Source organism: Priestia sp. KCTC 13724, assembly GCF_056820425.1.
On the sequence record NZ_JBXDLD010000077.1, the window covers coordinates 13,686 to 31,994 of the forward strand.

Sequence of the window (18,309 nt, forward strand, 5' to 3'; positions counted from 1 at the left end):
AGTTTGTGTAAACGTTTTTTCTCTTGTATCATAAATAAATAGACAGCTAGTACACTTTTATTGCAGGTGATGAAATGAATAAAAAACAAGAATTGATGCTAAAGAGCGCTCATAAGCTCTTTGTTGAAAAAGGATTCCAAGCAACATCTATACAAGATATCGTTGAAGATAGCGGCATTTCAAAAGGTACGTTTTATAATTACTTTTCGTCTAAGAATGAGTTAGTCATTAAAATTTTCGAGTCGGTTTATGATGAGTTAGAAACCAAAAGAAATGAATTTTTAATTGGCCAAAACCGTTCAGACTTAGATATATTCATTAAGCAAATTGAACTTCAGGTACAAATGCACCATCAAAATCAATTGTTTACACTATTTGAAGAGATTTTCTTTTCGAATAACGCTGAGCTAAAGGAGCATTTTAAACAAGCTCAGCTTTACGAATTACACTGGCTTTACAATCGATTAATTGACTTATTTGGCTCAGATAAAAAAGCTTACTTACTGGACTGCGCCATTATGTTTTTAGGCATTCTACACCGCAACTTTCACTACAGCGTCATGGCACACCATAACCAAATTGACGCACCTAAAATCATTCGTTATACCGTCGACCGATTAGTTCATCTAGTGAAAAATGTCTCTACTAGCCAAGAAATGCTTTTTGATCCTGACTTGCTAACACAGTGGATTCCTTTTCACAATCATTCTCCTCAAACAACAGAACAAAAAATTCGAGCCTCTATCTTATTAGTAACAAAAGAAGCGGAAGATGCTGATGATGTAGACAAGCCAAAAATTATTGAATTACTAACATTCTTACAAGAAGAGCTTATTCGTCAGCCTCAAATACGCTCGTTTGTCATTAGCAGTACTTTGCATGCTTTAAGCGAAACAGTAGTCGGTACATCAGAGGAGTTTAAACAGTTAAAAAACCTTATTCAACTCTTAATTGAAGAACAAAAAGAGCCACCTATGTAGGTAGCTCTTTTGTTTATTTTAAAGGCTTATTATTTTTAATATTTAATCCTAAGCCAAACGGGTATAGCGTTTCGCCTTTATTTGTGACAGAAGGAATAGCTACGGGAAGCTTTCCTTTTGGATCAGAAGCTCCAAAAATGGTTTTAACACCCGCTGGAATATTTGGCTGACGATAGCGTCCATTCGTGTATCCTTTAAAACCGTACACCGCCAAAACAGCATTAGCTTCTTCAAAATTTGCTATGTCATAAGGATTTCGCACACTCATTAATACAAACTTTTTACTCTGTGATTGACTGTAATTCATAACGGCTCTTGGGAAAGCTGTTGCCCATTTGGATGAATCTTGAATTGTGTCATCAATTACCCCATCGTTCACTGCCGGGTCATTTTTCACTATATATGAACCTGTGATAACATAATCAGCTTCATTTATCTTCTCTTTAGTTTCCTCTGTAAACGTCTTATTTTCAAATTCTAAACGTTCTACATCTACTGACTTAATCCTTTTTTTATCTATTAGCTCTTGAATTGTGCGCGCCATTGCATCCGTCTGGTCTTTGAAAGGGGCAACCACCAATACTTTTTCATGTTTTTTAGGTTTAAATGGCAAAGTACGCTTTTCATTTTTTAGTAATGTCACCGCTTCTTCTGCCATTTTTTCTTCTGCTTTTACATGCTCCTTGTTTCCTACTACCCTTAGAGCATTTTTCACTTTTTTATCTACATTTTGATCAGTTGCTTCGTAAATGCCTCTCTTTATTTTCAAATCAATAATTCGTTCGGCAGAGTCATTGATCTCAGCCATTGGAATTTCTCCACTATGGACTGCGTTTATTACTCCGCTATAAACATCCTCTAAATTCTTTTCCATTTCAATAGAGTTGACTTGAGCGGGCATAAGTGCAATATCTACGCCAGCATTAATAGCCATAATAACAGCCTCTTCTTGGCCGAAATTATCCGAAATAGCTTTCATATTTAATGCATCTGTAACTACAATTCCATTGTATCCAAGCTCTTTTCGTAAAAGATCGGTTATAATCCCTCTCGATAATGTAGCTGGAACCGTAATTTGTTGACCATCCTTTTTACTTGTATACGTTGTGTCATCGAGGGCTGGAAATTGTAGATGCGCCGTCATAATCATGTCTACACCTGCATCCATCGCTTGTTTAAAAGGATAAAGTTCCACTTCATCTAAGCGCTTTTTATCATGTGATACAACAGGTAAACCGTAATGGCTATCTACCGCGGTATCTCCATGTCCTGGGAAATGCTTGGCTGCCGTTGCAATATTTTGTTTTTGTAATCCTTTAATTGTTTGAACACCTAATTTTGCTACTAACTTTGGGTCTGAGCTAAATGACCGGACACCAATCACCGGGTTTCCTGGGTTATTATTCACATCAATCGTCGGAGAAAAATTTACGTTAATGCCCAAAGAGGACAGCTCTTTACCGATAATCTCTCCAGTTTTATATGCATTTCGTTCTCTTCTAGTAGCACCAAGCGCCATATTTCCTGGCAGATTGGTTCCCGACTGTAGCCTTGTAACAATTCCACCTTCTTGATCGATTGTAACAAGAAGAGGAATATCTTCACTGGCACTTTGCAAACCATTAACCAATCGAACTGTTTGTTCAGTATCTACCACGTTTTCAGCGAACAAGATTACGCCGCCAATATGGTATTTTTTTATAATACTTCCTACTTCATCATTCATTTCAGTAAATCCAACAGCCATTTTATCCCCTTGCTTCTTCCAGTTACGAAAATCTGGCATCAGCATTTGACCAACTTTTTCTTCTAGCGTCATTTCTGAAACAATGCTTTTAGCATCAAGCGTTTCTTCTGCTGATACTAAAGGAGTCTTAAATGGGATAAGGATTGAGGTAGCTAAAGCTGCTACAAGCCCTACAGACATCACTTTTTTCATAAAATCCCTCTCCTTTTCATTTTATTTATAAAGTAAATATCCTTTTCGTAACTTTTGAAATTCGTTTATCTCCGGCTTCCACTCTGCGACAATTTCTTGAATTGACTTTCCACTTTCAATGCTTTCCCTAACTGAATTATTGCCCGCTAGCAAATCAAAGAATGGTTTATTTCCAGCGTTAAACGCAAAGTGGTTTGGGTATAAATCATGAATAGTTTTTACAATTGCTACCCCTGTTTTAACAGGTTCATATGTTGATTCATTAATTACGTGAATTTCAATTCCTCCTGAAAGTTTGCCACTATGCTTAGAGAAAGAAGGAGTGAAATAGGATGGACGAAACGTCACGCCTGGAAGTGCAAGTTTATTGAGCTCTTCAGCTAAATTACCTCCGTTAATAAAAGGTGCTCCAATGGTTTCAAATGGCTTAGTTGTTCCTCTTCCCTCTGAAACATTTGTACCCTCAATTAACGAAGCTCCCGGATATACAAGCGCTGTATCTGCTGTTGGCATGTTTGGTGAGGGAGCAACCCATTCTGTAGGCAAATCTTTTGCTGTCATTGATCGTTTCCAGCCTTTCATTTTGACTACGTTTAAATCAGCTCCAATATTAAACTCTTGATTAAATAATTGTGCTAATTCACCTACTGTCATACCGTGACGAATTGGAATAGGATACATGCCAACAAATGAAGTATACTCCTCTTGTAAAACCGGTCCTTCTATCTTCTGACCACCTAAGGGATTCGGTCGATCTAGAACAACGATAGGAATGTTATTTTCTTTTGCAGCTTCCATTGCGTAGGCCATTGTATAAATATAAGTGTAAAAGCGAGTTCCTACATCTTGAATATCAAAAACCAGCACTTCAACACCCTTTAGCATTTCAGGCGTTGGCTTTTTAGTTGGACCATACAAACTGTACACAGGAAGCCCCGTTTTTTGATCAATATAGAACTCTACGTGCTGACCAGCTTGAGCATCTCCTCTCACTCCATGTTCTGGTCCGTATAGTGAGACAAGATCAAAAGCTTTATGTTCATTAAAAATATCAACAATACTTTTAAGCTCTTGATTAACACCTGTTGGGTTTGTAATGAGTCCTACTTTTTTTCCTTCTAAAAGTTGTAACTCATCTTCTAAAAGAACTTCAACACCTAACTTAAAACTCTGTTTCTTCCCAGGTCCCTTTGCTTCACTGGGTGAAGTGAAAAAAGGTACTGCTATACTAACTAAAAGAACAGCTATTAAAACTCCCATTGACCATCTCTTCATTTATAATCCGCTCCATTTCGTTTATAGTTTGAAATGGTTCCTTCTCATGCTGCAGAGTATAAAATGTCTAAAAAGGATACCTATTAGGTTTTGCAAATAAAAATCTTTTATTCTCTTATTAACCTGAGACTATAGGCTTGCCGAGCAAGTTCTAATAACTCTATATCTTCTGGATGAATATGTCCTATTACGTTAACTCGCTCATCAGCCGGCAAGTCATTCAAACCAATGTGAACTTCACCTTGGTATCTTCCATACCGCTCATTGTCCATCGTAATGGTTCCTCGCGGTCGCCTAATTGTTTGACTTGGCTTTATGCTCTGACTTGTACGCGTTCCTTGTAATCGCACAACGTCTCGTGAGCGATCAGGACGTAGTTGGTATGTACATGCTGGCAGCGTTTCCGTCACCATACGAAGAGTTAATATCCTATGCTTATTCCAATCGGCTAACGCATTTACTATCTCTTCATTGAATTCAGGATCTCCAATATAAATACTGCTAATCCCTTCTTCGACTAGACAGACTGCTGCTAACAGCGTGTTTGTGGTACGATGCTGTTCTAAAGTAGGTAACCCTTCAAACAAAGGTCCTCGTTTTTCTTTTTGCCCTGCCACAAACGCAATGACTGGAATCTGCTGTTGAAAAAACATGTGATTTTGCTGTCGAAAAAACACTTCATCCAATCCTGTTTCACGTCTTGGATAAAAGTTGTGCCATCCAACTAACTGATTTGCTTCTATGCCTGCTGTAACCAACGCAGTAAGAAAGCTTTCTGACACTGTACTGGCATTAACAGCTAACTTAAAAAACTGAGAAAGGTAAATAATATCTTCTACTTCAAACCCATCGTCTAACCGAATACCCGTTACGCCTAAGGTGACTAAATCTTCTAATTGAGGAATCTGCAGATGAATAGGTGTATGTTTAGAAACATCAGCATAAACTTCCATTTCATGCTGTTTTGCTACTTGCAGTAAATGTTTAGCTTTTTGAGCAAGATGGCCTGTTTCTTCAGGAATGTGAAGCGAGGTAAACGCTCGCTTCACACCTTTTTTACTTGCTTCCATAATTCTTTGTTCAGCGAACTGATCGTTTAAATAAAAAGAAATACCTATCAATCGAACTCTCCTGCCATTTCATCTTTAAATCCAAATCCGTATGTGAATAAAAATCCTGCTATATATGCAATCAATAATCCAACTAGATATAAAATAATTTGATGTGCATGAACAAGGAACGTTAACGGTAACCCTGAAACCCCTACCGCAACAGTTGCAATATTAAAATATGCTTGGAAAGCACCTCCAACTCCAGCACCTAAACAAGCCGTTAAGAACGGTCGTCCTAGTGGCAGTGTTACTCCAAAGATAAGTGGTTCACCAATTCCTAACATTCCTGAAGGTAACGCTCCACCAATTGCTCGTTTTAAACGTTTTTTCTTTGTCTTTGCATAAATAGCAAAAGCGGCTCCTACTTGACCAGCTCCGCCCATCGCAAGAATAGGTAATAAAGGGTCATCCCCGATTGAATTGATGAGTTCTAAGTGGACAGGCGTTAACCCTTGATGTAGTCCCGTTACAACAAGCGGTAAGAATGCTGCCCCTAGTACAAAGCCAGCCACAATCCCTCCTAAGTCAAGCACGCTCAGTAACCCTTTTGTAATTAAATCTGAAATGAATCCTCCAAGAGGCATAAAGACGATATACGTAACAATTCCAGTAACAAGAAGAGCTACAGTAGGTGTTACAATAACATCCAAAGATTGAGGTACAAACGGTCGAACTTTTTTCTCAACAATGGCAATAAAAATAGCGGCAAATAATACGCCAATTAAACCGCCTCGACCAGGCAATAACGCTTCTCCAAAAAGCTGAATGTCTCCCACCGCTGGATTTATAACTAAAATACCAGCCAGACCTCCTAAAGCTGGTGATCCACCAAACTCTTTTGCTGCGTTAATCCCAACTAAGATACCTAGATAAGCAAATAAACCGCTTCCAATAGCTGTTAGAATTAAAGCCAGCTGTGAATCTGCTGCTAACCACTCTGCCTGCACAACTGACTTTGTAATTCCTGTAATTAATCCAGAGGCTACAAGAGCTGGAATTAATGGAATAAAAATACTTGCGATTCTTCGTAAAAACAGCTTAAACGGTGTTTGATTTTTTGCTTTTAGTTCACTCTTCTTTTGAGCAGCTCGTTCGCTTAAATCAAGACCACTAGCTTCATCTATCAGCTGACCAAATGCTTCTGTTACCACCGTAACTTTACCCGGTCCCAAAATAATTTGAAGCGTCTCTTCTTCTACGACTCCTAATACACCTTCCGTACGCTTAATAGTGTCTAAGTTTACTAGACTGGCATCTATTACTTTTACTCTTAAACGCGTCATACAATGAGTATATTCGTTAATATTACTAGCGCCTCCGAGATTTTCTAATATTGATTTTGCTAACACTTTATTTTCTGTTGACATGCTAGCTCCCCCTTTGTTTTACTGTTTCTCCAAAGTTTTGATGTATAGAACCTTACTTTTGTTTATCTTTTAAGAATTGAATTGCTTCTCTTGTACGATCTATATATCCAACAGTTTCATCATATTTCGTACTTGCCATGGCCAAAAACAGTGTATCAATGACGTAAAGCTGAGCCAACCTTGATGAAGTAGCTGCACTTCGAAACGGCGCTTCTCTTGTATAGGAAGTATGAAGTGAAATATCTGTTAGAGCTGATACTGACGATAACCCTTGCTTTGTTAAGCTAATGGTTGTTAAACCTCGCTTTTTTGCTAAGGATAAAATATTAATAACCTCAGATGTTTCTCCTGAAAAAGAAATCCCTACGACAACATCATCAGCTCCTGCATTTGCAATTAAAGTCGCTACCATATGCACATCAGTAAAGGCTGTCGCTCCCTTATTCACTCGTAAAAACTTCTGCTGCGCATCCATGGCAATGATGTGAGAAGCTCCAACACCAAAAAAGTGTATGGTTCTTGCCTTGCTTAAAGCGCTAACGGCTCTTTCAATTTCTTCGTGCTGTAATAGCTCAGAAGTATCACTAATGCTTTGAACGCTATTAATTGTTGTTTTTTTTACAATAGATTGTATCGTATCGTGAGGTGTAATATCACGATATCCTTGCTCCACTTTTGTGCTTAAATCTCCTGCTATCCGAACCTTTAAATCTTGAAACCCCTTTACACCCAACGATTTACAAAGGCGAATAACAGCAGCTCCGCTAGCACCTGCTAATGAACCTAATTCACCAGCTGTGTAATCCATCACGGCTTCAGGTTGAGCTAAAATATATTCTGCGATTTTCTTCTCAGAAGCAGGTAGCTGTGGAAGTAGAGCGTGAATGATTCTTAATCCGCCTGTCGCCATTTTTCTCTCTCCTTTTCACTTGCTGTGCTCGATTGCTTTTCTAACGTACCCATCATTTTTTTCTAGGAGAGTTCGTGCTTCTTCAACTGTTGTTTGCGTTTTAATCATAACAATAGCTGTCTTCACTTCATTATTAGCCTCTTCTAGCGCTTTTTTCGCTTCTTCATATGGTGCTGCTGTTACTTTTTCGATAATTCCAACTGCTCGTTCTTTTAACTTGTAATTACTTACATTTACGTCAACCATTAAATTTCCATATGCTTTTCCGAGTTTAATCATAGAAGCCGTTGAAATCATATTTAAAATCATTTTATGAGCTGTTGCAGACTTTAAACGTGTTGATCCTGTTAAAATTTCAGGGCCTACAATTACTTCTATTGCTCGATCCGCCACTTGCGAAATAGCTGCATTTTCATTACACGATAAGGCAATGGCTTTCGCTCCAATGCTTTTCGCATACCGCAAAGCTCCAATTACATACGGGGTTCTTCCACTAGCAGCGATTCCAATAACCGTATCAGCGCTTGTTAATTCAATTCTTTGTAGATCCTGCACACCGCCTTCTTCACTATCTTCTGCTCCTTCAGCCGCTTTTGTAAATGCACCTGCTCCTCCAGCCATAATTCCTTGTACAGCGGATGGATGCGTACTAAAAGTAGGAGGACACTCAACAGCATCTAGAACACCTAATCGACCACTTGTACCAGCGCCGATATAAATGAGTCTACCACCGGCTTTTAAAGACTGGACGACATATTCAACGGTTGCTTCGATATCTGGTAAAACTGCATTAACAGCTACAGCTACTTTTTGATCTTCTTCGTTCATAATACGTAAAATATCAGCTGTATTTTCAGCATCGATATTCATTGTGCGTTCGTTGCGAGATTCTGTTGTTAGTATTGTTAGGTTTCTGTCCATGACTTTTCCTCCTGTAAAACAGTTAAATTTACATTCATTATAATTTCATTAAAATAAAATTTCAATAACTAATTAAACTTATTAAAATAAAATTTCAAATAGAACTTTTTCTTTTCTACGTGAAAAAAAACATGCGCTGATTAACAATCTGCACATGCTTCTAAGCACCGATTTATTTTCCCCCTGTATATGAACTGTAATCTTGAAATCTACACGCTTTGGAAAGTAGTTTTTGAGCTTAATTGTTTCATATAAAACCCCGTCATAAATAAAGCGTTCACGTAAAATTTCAATTGATTCACGCCATAAGATAAGGTTTTCTTCATTTTCTATATGGGGATTGGTTAATCGAATAGTTGCCATATAATTTTCATCAGCATCTGAAGCTAATAGAATTGGATCCTCACCATTTATCTTTATGTTAAGTCCACTCAAAAAGCGAGTGTCCTTCGTATACAAACCTAAACCGTACTGATGGTTTTTAGTTATATTTCCCATTTGGTCTGTTAACAGAAATAAATCATTTTCTTTAATTACACGATAATCCATTACTACTCCTCCTATTTACCAAAACGTTTTGGATTTACTTCACAAGGAAAATCCGAAACGTTTCGGATTTTCCCTGTATTAAAAACCACTTATTCGTGGCTTTTAGCTGTCGTTTCTCTAATAATAAGTTCTGTTTCTAAATATCGCTCCATATTTGTAGAACGATTCTCTAATATCTCAATCAATAAATCTGCGGCTTCATATCCTATCTGATACACTTCTTGCCCTACTGTTGTAAGTTGAGGTGATGAGTAAGCAGCAAGCACAATATTATCGTAGCCCACGATAGAAATCTGATCAGGTACACTTCGCCCTAAACGCTTACAAGCCTTTAATGCACCTAATGCCATCAAATCACTTGCACAAAAAAGAGATGTGATTTCTTCGTTAGTTTTTAATAGCTCATACGCTTGTTGTTCTGCAACAGCTTCTTCAAACTCCCCGTTTACAACCCAATTTTCACGTATATCAATACCATGCTCTTCCAACGTGTCTAGATACCCTCTAAGCCTTTCTTGACTCACAAACGCATCCTCACTTCCGTTTACCATTCCGATGTGCACATGTCCTAATTGCACTAAATGTTCAACTGCTTTCTTAGCCCCTAGCTTGTTATCTGTTGTCACATAACCAACTAAATTGGAACGAATCGGGATATCGACAAGGACACAGGGAATGTTGCTTTCAAGCACTTCCGTTAGATACGGATCATCCTTTTTAATTCCTTGAATGATTGCCCCATCCACTCTTCTTTCTTTGCAAAGCTGCGTATACGTTTTTTCGCGTTGTTTTGTTGTATTGGTATTAAATAAAATTAAATCATAGCCTAAAAGAGAGGCTCTTTCATTTACTCCACATAAAACTTCAAACGTAAAATTATCTTTGACACTTTCTCGACTAATTCCTGAAACAAGTAGACCGATTGTCTTCGACTTTTGCATGACCAAACCACGAGCTAAAGTGTTTGGGCTATAATTCAGCTTCTTAGCTACATTTATAATCTTTTGCCTAGTCTTTTCATTCACATCGGAATACCCATTTAATGCACGAGATACCGTCGTAATAGAGACGCCTGCAACTTTCGCAATATCTTTTATAGTTGTCAATTACACTTCCTCCAAAACGTTTCGGATAACTTATGAAAATATTGTAACGCTTTCAAAATGATTTTTCAAGACAAAAAAACACCTAAATCAAATTAATCTATTTTAGGTGCTGTTTTTGTACAAAGTGGTAGCTCAATTGAAAAGCATGTTCCTTTTCCTTTTTCACTCTTCACGTGAACCTTCCCCTGCATATAGTGAATAATGCGGAAAGAAACCATTGTTCCTAGGCCCGTTCCTTTTTCCTTGGTTGTAAAATAAGGTTCGCCTAACCGGCTAATCTGCTCACTCGTCATTCCACACCCCGTATCATGAATCTCTACCGTAACTGTTTCTCCGCTTTTTTTCAGCTTTACTTCGAGCTTCCCTCCATTAGGCATTGCTTCAATACTATTTTTGACTAAGTTAATAAAACACTGCTGAAGCTTCTTTCGTTCTCCACACACCTTAGCTTGCCCATGCAAAAGAGAGGGAGGCGGTAAAACGACACCGTTCATATTTGCAAGTGGTTTCATAATTTGTAAAACATGTTGAATTTCTACTCCTACATCTACTTGTTCCGGTCGCTCAGGGGCTGAATTTGCAAAGAGTAAGTAATCATCAATAATATCCTTCGCACGATCAAGTTCATCAATTGCAATTGATAAATACCGCTTTTTTATGGGATTTTGTTCATCTTCCCCTAGCATTTGCATAAAACCTCGACTAGCAGTTAATGGATTGCGCACTTCATGTGAAATACTTGCAGCTAGGTGACTGACGACTTCTAGTTTTTCAGCTTTCACCAATCGTTTAAGAATTGATAGATTGGTTCGAATAGCTTCCCATAGAACCGTAATAACTAGCGTACCAATTACATCTAAGCAAACAAATTCAATCCACAAAAAAGTTGGCAGCGCAATATCAAAAACAAAAATCGAGACTCCCATAGCCAAAAGTGCACCTACGAAACTTATTAATGTACTTGCTATGATTCTTTGTTGCAAAGACATGGCTAAATATTTCTTCGCAATTATGAATAATGGGATACTTAAAATTGGTAAAGATATTAACGTAACGTAAAATCCTACTCCGCCTATTAAAAAACGTATGGTTAAAATCAATACCAAAAGAAAGGTTCCAAATCCCGCTCCCCCATACAGTGTTCCTAAGATATATGGGATACGTCGAAGGTCAATATTATATCTATCAGGGACAATAACGGCATCAACAGGAAAAAGCATGCATAACAAGATAGAAAGGATTGGAAATATTGCTATCGTCCAATTTTTCAACCAATCTATTTGTTTTGCATACTTTAATAAATAGTACATTTGAACTAAAAATAATGGTAATAATATAAATAAAAAGTTAATTAACAAATCTTTTGTGAAAAAGCTCATTCATTCACCGGTCTTTCAACATATTCTTCAACTAGCTCTGCTTATCTACTTGTTAGAATACTGCATTCTCACCTTTTTTTAAATAGCTTTTTCACAATTTGTTACAAATTTGGTTGAATTATTGCGATATTTGATTCACTCTATGGCGAGCGGTTTCATATTCCTCTATCATTTGATTAAAAAGTTCTTGTACAGTTGGAATAGTTGAAATTAAGCCAATAACTTGTCCGGCCCAGCCGAATCCTTCTTTTTCATTGTTTTCGTATATATAACGGCAGTTAGCTTTTCCACTAATTACGTCTTGTAATTCTTCGTACCGATCTCCCATATGTTCACGTTCTACAATAGAAAGCGTATAATCTGACTTTAATACGCGCCCGGGTGCACCCAAAGAACGCTTGATAACAATCGTGTCTCTTTCGGTCCCTTCAACAATTGCTTGTTTGTAACGTTCGCCTGCGTGTACACATTCCTTTGTAGCAATAAATCTTGTTCCCATTTCAATTCCCTCTGCTCCGAGAGCAAATGCTGCTAAAAGACCTTGGCCGTTTCCTATTCCCCCACTGGCTAATACAGGAATGGACACTGCTTGAGCTACTCTAGGAATCAGTACCATCGTTCCTAAATCATCTCTTCCAATATGCCCACCAGCTTCTTGACCAACAGCCATAACCGCATCTGCACCTAGCTCTTCTGCTTTTTGTGCTTGCCTTACGTTAGAGACAAGCACCAACGTTTTAATACTAGTGCCCTTTAACTTTTCAATAATTGGCGCTGGATTCGCTCCTGTAATAGAAACAACCGGTACTTGTTCAGTAATTGCTACTTCTAAAAGTTCTTCATAAGAAGTGCCGGTTTGCCCTCCAACAGCAAAGTTAACACCAATAGGAAAAGAAGTAAGCGCCTTAACCTTATGAATTTCACGGGTAAGGTTTTCTTTTGTCTTTAAAGTCATAGCCGTAATTTGTCCAAGTCCACCTGCGTTTGATACAGCTGCGGCTAGCTCACTATAAGCTAGATAAGCAAGGCCGCCTTGAACGATTGGATAGCGAATTCCTAGTAACTCCGTAACACGTGTTTTCATTAATTGTTCTCCCCTTTCACACCAAACCTATCTTTCATTATGCCAAAAAGTTCCTAGTACCTCTACTATATTCTCCCTTTCTTCTATGTCTTTCGTGAAGCTAAATATATATTAGAATAAAAGTGGAAATCAACATGGAAAGAAGGCATACTTCAAATGCATATTTCAATTATTTTAACAATGCTAGCTGTTGGGCTTATTCTAGGCTTTGTAGGAGCAGGAGGTTCTGGATCTATTATCTCTCTTTTAACATTATTTTTTAATGTTCCCGTTCATATCGCTTTAGCCACTGCTCTAGCAGCAATGATTTTCTCTTCTCTTTCAATTGCTATCAGCCACTATCGTGAAGGAAACGTTTCACTTAAATCAGGCATTATTGTTGGGATTGTAGGGGCTTTAGGAGCATGGCTCGGCTCGCACTTTTCAAGCTTTATACCAGAGGAACAGGTTATTATCAACAGGGCTTCTTAGATATTCAATTATTATTTGAGGTAGTTGTAGGAACAATGGTAGGTTCATATATCGGTGCCAAGTTTACAAAACGCGTACCAACACCCGTGTTAAAAACATCTCTTGTTGCTTTACCTATTTTTTCAGGCTTTTTGCTTATTATATAAAAAAGCGCATTCCCATGCGCTTTTTTAGTTTATTGAACAACTAGCTTTATTTGATTTTGTGAAGGATCTTTTGTAAAGATAGCTTGATCTTCTTTACTAATTACTGCGCCTATGTGTTTCAAACGATCCACCACTACCTCTCGCTTTTCTTCATCTGGAAACTCAATTGTAAAATACTTCATTCCAGGACTTTTTTCAGACGGTGCATTCGCGCCTCTTCCGTTCCAAATATTCACTCCAATATGGTGATGATATCGTCCTGTAGACATAAACAATGCTTGGTTAGGGAAACTGCTAACGACATCAAACCCTAACTTTTCATAAAACGCTCTCGTTTCTTCTAAGTCAGCGACGTGCAAATGAATATGCCCCATTACTGTATGAGCCGGTAACCCTTCCCACTTTTCATTTGTTGCTTCTGCTAAAACAGCTTGAGCATCAAGGGGAAGCGTAGCCATTTTAACTTCATCATCATTCCACTCCCAATTAGCATCAGATCGATCTCGATATATTTCAATTCCGTTCCCATCAGGATCAGCTAAGTATATCGCTTCACTAACTAAGTGATCCGAAGCCCCCTGCACTGGATACCCTGTTTTAACTAAATGACGAATAATCTCACCTAAGGCTGCACGTGATGGTAATAATAAGGCAAAATGATAAAGACCGGTTTTACGTTCCTGCTTTGGTTCTGGACTAGAAAGCTGCTCTAATGTAACGAGAGGTGTTTTTCCGTCTGCTGTTAATACGGCTTTCATACTGGATTTTGTTAGAACTTGAAAACCTAGCACTTCTTCATAGAAACGCAGCGATTTTAAAATATTATTTACACGAAGCGCAACCTGACTAACGAATGTATGAGGCTTTTGATGAAATGACATTTCTTTCTCTCCTTCTTTTTCATATAAAATGGAATCCCAAATATTTATTTTATATAATTAACTTACTTTATGTAAGTAAATTATATTTATATCAGACAAATTCGTCAAGTCGTTTTATTCCTTTACTTTAGTAATAAACTACTTTATTACTTCATTAGCACAGACTCTTGAGAATCGTCATAAAGACATGATTTAATCAATGTCAGGAGGGGTGACTATGACATTATCTTGGATTTTATCTTACATAGTTGTTTCATTAACAATTGTATTAATTCCCGGTCAAGACATGCTATTTGTTTTGACTCAAAGCTTAACCTCAGGTGTTAAAGCAGGAATGAAAACAGTACTAGGTTCCATTACCGGTACTTTCATTCATACGCTCTTGGCAGCTGGAGGGCTATCTATTATTTTTCAGCAGTCCGTATTAGCATTTAATATTTTAAAAATTGTTGGCGTGCTTTATCTTTTATTTTTAGCTATTCAGTCATTTCGTTCTAAAACTGAGCCTTTATCTTTAACTTCCACTCAGATGAATACAGCGCAATTTTTCAAAAAAGGTTTTTTTACCAATCTGTCTAATCCAAAGGTAGCTATATTCTTCATTACATTTCTACCTCAGTTTGTGAACCCATCATTAGGTCATGTAGGCCTACAGATGTTCTCTTTCGGCATGATTTTCATTTTAGAAACGTTAGTTGTCTTTTCTCTTGTAGTACTTTTCGCTTCTTACCTTGGAAAGCGTGCAAAAAACAACCGTCACGTGCAGTTATCACTAAAGTATATACAAGGTACAGTATTTGGCATTTTAGGTTTGAAATTATTATTTACAGATCACTAATGGAAGCCTGTTTATACAGAGCTTCTTTTTTCATTCATATTAACTCTTTTTTTATACATACTAAGTGAAAAGCCTAAGAAAGTAAGGAGTTTTACAATGGATTTATTAAAAGATTCCCTCATTCTATTGACTAGAATTGTTACTATTTTACCTCTCGTGCTTATTATGACGCTGTTTATGGGCAGACGCTCAATCGGCGAGCTTCCCATCTTTGACTTTCTTATTTTAATGTCTCTTGGCGCTGTTGTAGGAGCAGATATTGCTGACCCAAAAGTTGAACATATCCATACAGCGATCGCAATTGTTATGATTGCCATTTTCCAGAAAATTATTGCTTACTTTAAGATTCACTCGCGCTCATTTGGAAAAATATTACATTTGAACCAATTGTTGTCATTAAAGATGGTGCATTTTTAATTGAGAATCTTAAGCGCATTCGATACTCAATTGATAATATTTTATATATGCTTCGCCAAAGTAACGTCTTTGATATCAGTGTTGTTAAAATCGCTGTTATTGAATCCAACGGGCAATTAACCGTTCAAAAAAAAGCGTCCAAAGAATTTTTGACGCGTGATGATTTGCAAATTGCAAATAACCAATTAGATCTTGCTTATCCCTTAATTATTGAAGGAAAGATATACGAGGAAGTATTAACTTACTGCAACCAGACAAAAGAATGGTTATTAAGCGAGTTAAAAACACGAGATATTGAAAATCTCTCTGATATTTTCTTTGCTTCACTGACTGATGAGGGTAAACTACATGTATCACTATATTCACCAATAAATCCGGCCCCGCCGCTACATCATTAAAAGATTTGCTTATTTTATTTACTAAAATAAGTACATAGTAAAGTCCTTCATGATAAGCTTTATTTAAAAATATTTCTGAATAAATGTACAGCATGGACTTTTATAGCTTTAACCGTGAAGTTATGCTATTTTAGTAGATACAAGATTGTTTGCGTATTAGGAGGTTTATATGGACTTTGTTGACTCACTATCATCTGTTGATGGTTGGAAAAATATTGGTTTAGCAGTTGGGATTTTTTTAATTTTCCTTGTGCTGCGTAAACTGTTTACAACTTATTTATTTAAATTTATTATCGGGTTTGTTAAGAATAAAAAAATTGACCTTATCACAAGTATTTTAGAAGCATTTGAAAAGCCAATGAGGTGGATTTTTGTAATCATTGGTATTCAGCTTGCGCTCCCTTATCTACCGTTTGAACTTTTAACGGCTGAGCGTGAAAGCCAGATTATACGTTCTGCTTTTATTATTCTCGCAGGGTGGGGACTTTACAACCTAGCGGATTCAACGGCTCTCTTTTTCTCAACTTTCTCCAAAAATTTTGATGTTCAAGTAGACCGTATTGTTATTCCATTTGTTGAGAAATTTATTCGCATTATCGTTGTCGTTTTATCTGCTTCCATTATTGGTGAAGAATGGGGCTTCAACGTTAATGGATTCGTAGCCGGCTTAGGACTCGGAGGGCTAGCCTTTGCCCTTGCAGCTAAAGATACGGTTAGCAACCTTTTTGGCGGAGTTGTTATTATTACAGAAAAGCCTTTTACAATTGGAGATTGGATTAAAACACCAAGCGTTGAAGGCGTGGTTGAAGATATTACATTTCGAAGCACAAAGGTGCGAACGTTTGCTCAAGCGCTTGTAACAGTTCCCAATGCAACCCTATCAAATGAGCCTATTGTAAACTGGGCTAAAATGGGGAAACGTCAAATATCATTTCATTTAGGATTGAATTATAATACACCTAAAGAAAAGCTGGAAACCTCAGTTGAGCGGATTAAGCAAATGCTGATGGAAGATGAAGATATTCATAAGGAAACGATTATTGTTAATTTTGAAACCTTTAACGAATCGAGCCTTGATGTTCTGCTATACTTCTTTTCTAACACAACGGCTTATGCTGACTATTTAGAGGTAAAAGAAAAAATAAACTTTAAAATTATGGACATTTTACAAGAAGAAGGAGTTGACTTTGCTTTTCCAACTCGTGCTCTTGTAGTGCAACAATCTGAAGATATCATTAAACAAGATACAAATATATTAGAAAGATCTCGCGGATAAAAAAGAGTTTGGGACATAACAAAATGATTGCTTCCAAGAGACGAACAATAGCTGTTCCAATCTTTTTGGTTTGTCTGAACACGTTCGTTCCATTGCGCTACGGCCACTCGCTTTCCGCGGGGAGGAACCTGAGCTTCCTCGCTGCGCTGCGGGATCTCCGTTTTCCCTCTCTTTCCCGCAGGAGTCGAGTGTCCTACGCTCCATTCCACCCTGTTTCCAACATTGTTTTCACAATCAACCAAAAAACCTGAACGATTAAAAGTGAGAAACTCTCAATCGTTCAGGTTTATCATTGGCTGAATTACTTATGTCCCAGCCTCTTTCTCCTTTCTATTTTATTTTGAGATAAACATTTGTGTCCAATAATGTCCGTAGCTTCCGCCTTTAACATAACCTACTCCAATTTCTGTAAAGCTACTGGATAAAATATTTTTTCTGTGCCCTTCGCTGTTCATCCATGACTTCACAACGGCTTCTGGTGTCGCTGGTCCAGCAGCAATGTTTTCACCTGCTGTTTTATAGGAAATACCAAAGTTTTTCAGCATAGTAAAAGGACTTCCGTATGTAGGAGAAGTATGGCTAAAGTAGTTTTTATCAATCATATCTTGAGATTTATAGCGAGCTACTCGCGCTACTTCCCAATTAGATTTCAACGGTTTTACCCCTACTTTTGCGCGCTCTTCGTTCACAAGTTTTACAACCTGCTCTTCAAATGATTGAACCGTAGTATTTACGCTTGGCACATTGATTTTTTGACCAGGATAGATTACATTGTGGTTCGAAATACTTGGGTTTGCATCAATAATTTCTTGAACACCTACCTGGTATTTCACTGCAATTTTCCACATAGTATCTCCTGATTGAACAGTATGTACTGTAGATGCTTGAGCAGTATGATCTAATCCAAAAACAAGAGTGACAGACAACATTGTAATTGATGAGAATTTTAATAAAGTTTTCATAATCATATTAAAGCAAATTTTTTGACAGATTAATAGCGGTAATAATCACCTATACTACTAATTTTAGAGAATAGTTTATACTAAAAAAGTTTGGGACATAACAAAATGATTGCTTCTAAGAGACGAACAATAGCTGTTCCAATCTTTTTGGTTTGTCTGAACGCTTCCTCGCTGCGCTGCGGGATCTCCGTTTTCCCTCTCTTTCCCGCAGGAGTCGAGTGTCCTACGCTCCATTCCACCCTGTCTCCAACATTGTTTTCACAATCAACCAAAAAACCTGAACGATTAAAAGTGAGAA

At 37.5% G+C, this 18,309-nt stretch carries 17 protein-coding genes and 2 pseudogenes; 6 read left to right on the top strand and 13 right to left on the bottom strand.

Going from position 1 to position 18,309, the window contains the following annotated elements:
• Nucleotides 1-74: 74 nt before the first annotated feature.
• Nucleotides 75-980, top strand: coding sequence for a TetR/AcrR family transcriptional regulator (locus AC1UFB_RS11465; protein ID WP_025911378.1), 906 nt, complete (start codon nt 75-77; stop codon nt 978-980).
• 13 nt (nt 981-993) lie between these two features.
• Here AC1UFB_RS11465 and AC1UFB_RS11470 read toward each other — a convergent pair whose 3' ends face one another.
• From AC1UFB_RS11470 to AC1UFB_RS11515, 10 genes and pseudogenes are all read right to left on the bottom strand, one after another.
• The gene (locus AC1UFB_RS11470) at nt 994-2,919 is read right to left on the bottom strand and encodes a glycoside hydrolase family 3 protein (RefSeq protein WP_025911379.1); all 1,926 of its coding nucleotides are present in this window, start codon (nt 2,917-2,919) and stop codon (nt 994-996) included.
• A 21-nt stretch (nt 2,920-2,940) separates the two neighbouring features.
• Complete coding sequence (locus tag AC1UFB_RS11475) at nt 2,941-4,194, bottom strand: exo-beta-N-acetylmuramidase NamZ family protein (RefSeq protein ID WP_025911380.1); 1,254 nt, start codon at nt 4,192-4,194, stop codon at nt 2,941-2,943.
• 107 nt (nt 4,195-4,301) lie between these two features.
• Nucleotides 4,302-5,315 carry a MupG family TIM beta-alpha barrel fold protein gene (locus AC1UFB_RS11480; protein ID WP_100347068.1) on the bottom strand — a complete coding sequence of 338 codons (1,014 nt, stop codon included), beginning with the start codon at nt 5,313-5,315 and terminating at the stop codon, nt 4,302-4,304.
• Nucleotides 5,312-6,673, bottom strand: a complete 1,362-nt coding sequence (locus AC1UFB_RS11485) for a PTS transporter subunit EIIC (RefSeq protein ID WP_100347067.1) — start codon at nt 6,671-6,673, stop codon at nt 5,312-5,314. The genes AC1UFB_RS11480 and AC1UFB_RS11485 overlap by 4 nt, the downstream gene beginning before the upstream one ends.
• A gap of 52 nt (nt 6,674-6,725) precedes the next feature.
• Nucleotides 6,726-7,583 carry a MurR/RpiR family transcriptional regulator gene (locus AC1UFB_RS11490; RefSeq protein WP_100347066.1) on the bottom strand — a complete coding sequence of 286 codons (858 nt, stop codon included), beginning with the start codon at nt 7,581-7,583 and terminating at the stop codon, nt 6,726-6,728.
• Between the two features lie 15 nt (nt 7,584-7,598).
• Complete coding sequence (murQ, locus tag AC1UFB_RS11495; RefSeq protein WP_076512757.1) at nt 7,599-8,504, bottom strand: N-acetylmuramic acid 6-phosphate etherase; 906 nt, start codon at nt 8,502-8,504, stop codon at nt 7,599-7,601.
• A 177-nt stretch (nt 8,505-8,681) separates the two neighbouring features.
• Nucleotides 8,682-9,053: pseudogene (locus AC1UFB_RS11500) on the bottom strand (glycogen debranching N-terminal domain-containing protein); the annotation flags it as partial.
• 89 nt (nt 9,054-9,142) lie between these two features.
• Complete coding sequence (locus AC1UFB_RS11505) at nt 9,143-10,159, bottom strand: LacI family DNA-binding transcriptional regulator (RefSeq protein ID WP_100347064.1); 1,017 nt, start codon at nt 10,157-10,159, stop codon at nt 9,143-9,145.
• A 92-nt stretch (nt 10,160-10,251) separates the two neighbouring features.
• Nucleotides 10,252-11,538, bottom strand: a complete 1,287-nt coding sequence (locus AC1UFB_RS11510) for an ATP-binding protein (RefSeq protein WP_482589253.1) — start codon at nt 11,536-11,538, stop codon at nt 10,252-10,254.
• 118 nt (nt 11,539-11,656) lie between these two features.
• A complete protein-coding gene (locus AC1UFB_RS11515; RefSeq protein WP_482589255.1) occupies nt 11,657-12,622 on the bottom strand; it encodes an NAD(P)H-dependent flavin oxidoreductase in 966 nt (321 codons plus the stop codon).
• Nucleotides 12,623-12,778: 156 nt separating this feature from the next.
• Here AC1UFB_RS11515 and AC1UFB_RS11520 point away from each other — a divergent pair.
• A pseudogene (locus AC1UFB_RS11520) lies at nt 12,779-13,239 on the top strand (TSUP family transporter).
• 29 nt (nt 13,240-13,268) lie between these two features.
• Here the strand turns inward: AC1UFB_RS11520 and AC1UFB_RS11525 are convergent.
• Nucleotides 13,269-14,120 (bottom strand): VOC family protein, encoded by an 852-nt coding sequence (locus AC1UFB_RS11525; RefSeq protein WP_482589257.1) that lies wholly within the window; start codon nt 14,118-14,120, stop codon nt 13,269-13,271.
• Nucleotides 14,121-14,337: 217 nt separating this feature from the next.
• Between AC1UFB_RS11525 and AC1UFB_RS11530 the strand changes: the two genes are divergently transcribed.
• The 4 genes from AC1UFB_RS11530 (at nt 14,338) to AC1UFB_RS11545 (ending at nt 17,049) form a co-directional block, all read left to right on the top strand.
• Entirely contained in the window at nt 14,338-14,958 is a 621-nt protein-coding gene (locus AC1UFB_RS11530) for a LysE family translocator (RefSeq protein WP_061785269.1), read from the top strand.
• A 96-nt stretch (nt 14,959-15,054) separates the two neighbouring features.
• Nucleotides 15,055-15,375, top strand: coding sequence for a DUF421 domain-containing protein (locus AC1UFB_RS11535; RefSeq protein ID WP_326046656.1), 321 nt, complete (start codon nt 15,055-15,057; stop codon nt 15,373-15,375).
• Complete coding sequence (locus tag AC1UFB_RS11540; RefSeq protein ID WP_482589277.1) at nt 15,375-15,773, top strand: DUF421 domain-containing protein; 399 nt, start codon at nt 15,375-15,377, stop codon at nt 15,771-15,773. The genes AC1UFB_RS11535 and AC1UFB_RS11540 overlap by 1 nt, the downstream gene beginning before the upstream one ends.
• A gap of 169 nt (nt 15,774-15,942) precedes the next feature.
• Nucleotides 15,943-17,049 carry a mechanosensitive ion channel family protein gene (locus AC1UFB_RS11545; protein WP_025911397.1) on the top strand — a complete coding sequence of 369 codons (1,107 nt, stop codon included), beginning with the start codon at nt 15,943-15,945 and terminating at the stop codon, nt 17,047-17,049.
• 335 nt (nt 17,050-17,384) lie between these two features.
• On the opposite strand, the gene safA is transcribed toward AC1UFB_RS11545, so the two are convergent.
• Together safA and AC1UFB_RS11555 are read right to left on the bottom strand one after the other, a co-directional pair.
• Nucleotides 17,385-18,011 carry a SafA/ExsA family spore coat assembly protein gene (safA, locus tag AC1UFB_RS11550; protein ID WP_482589261.1) on the bottom strand — a complete coding sequence of 209 codons (627 nt, stop codon included), beginning with the start codon at nt 18,009-18,011 and terminating at the stop codon, nt 17,385-17,387.
• A gap of 80 nt (nt 18,012-18,091) precedes the next feature.
• On the bottom strand, nt 18,092-18,250 hold the full coding sequence (locus AC1UFB_RS11555; protein WP_482589262.1) for a hypothetical protein: 159 nt from the start codon (nt 18,248-18,250) through the stop codon (nt 18,092-18,094).
• Between the last annotated feature and the right edge of the window lie 59 nt (nt 18,251-18,309).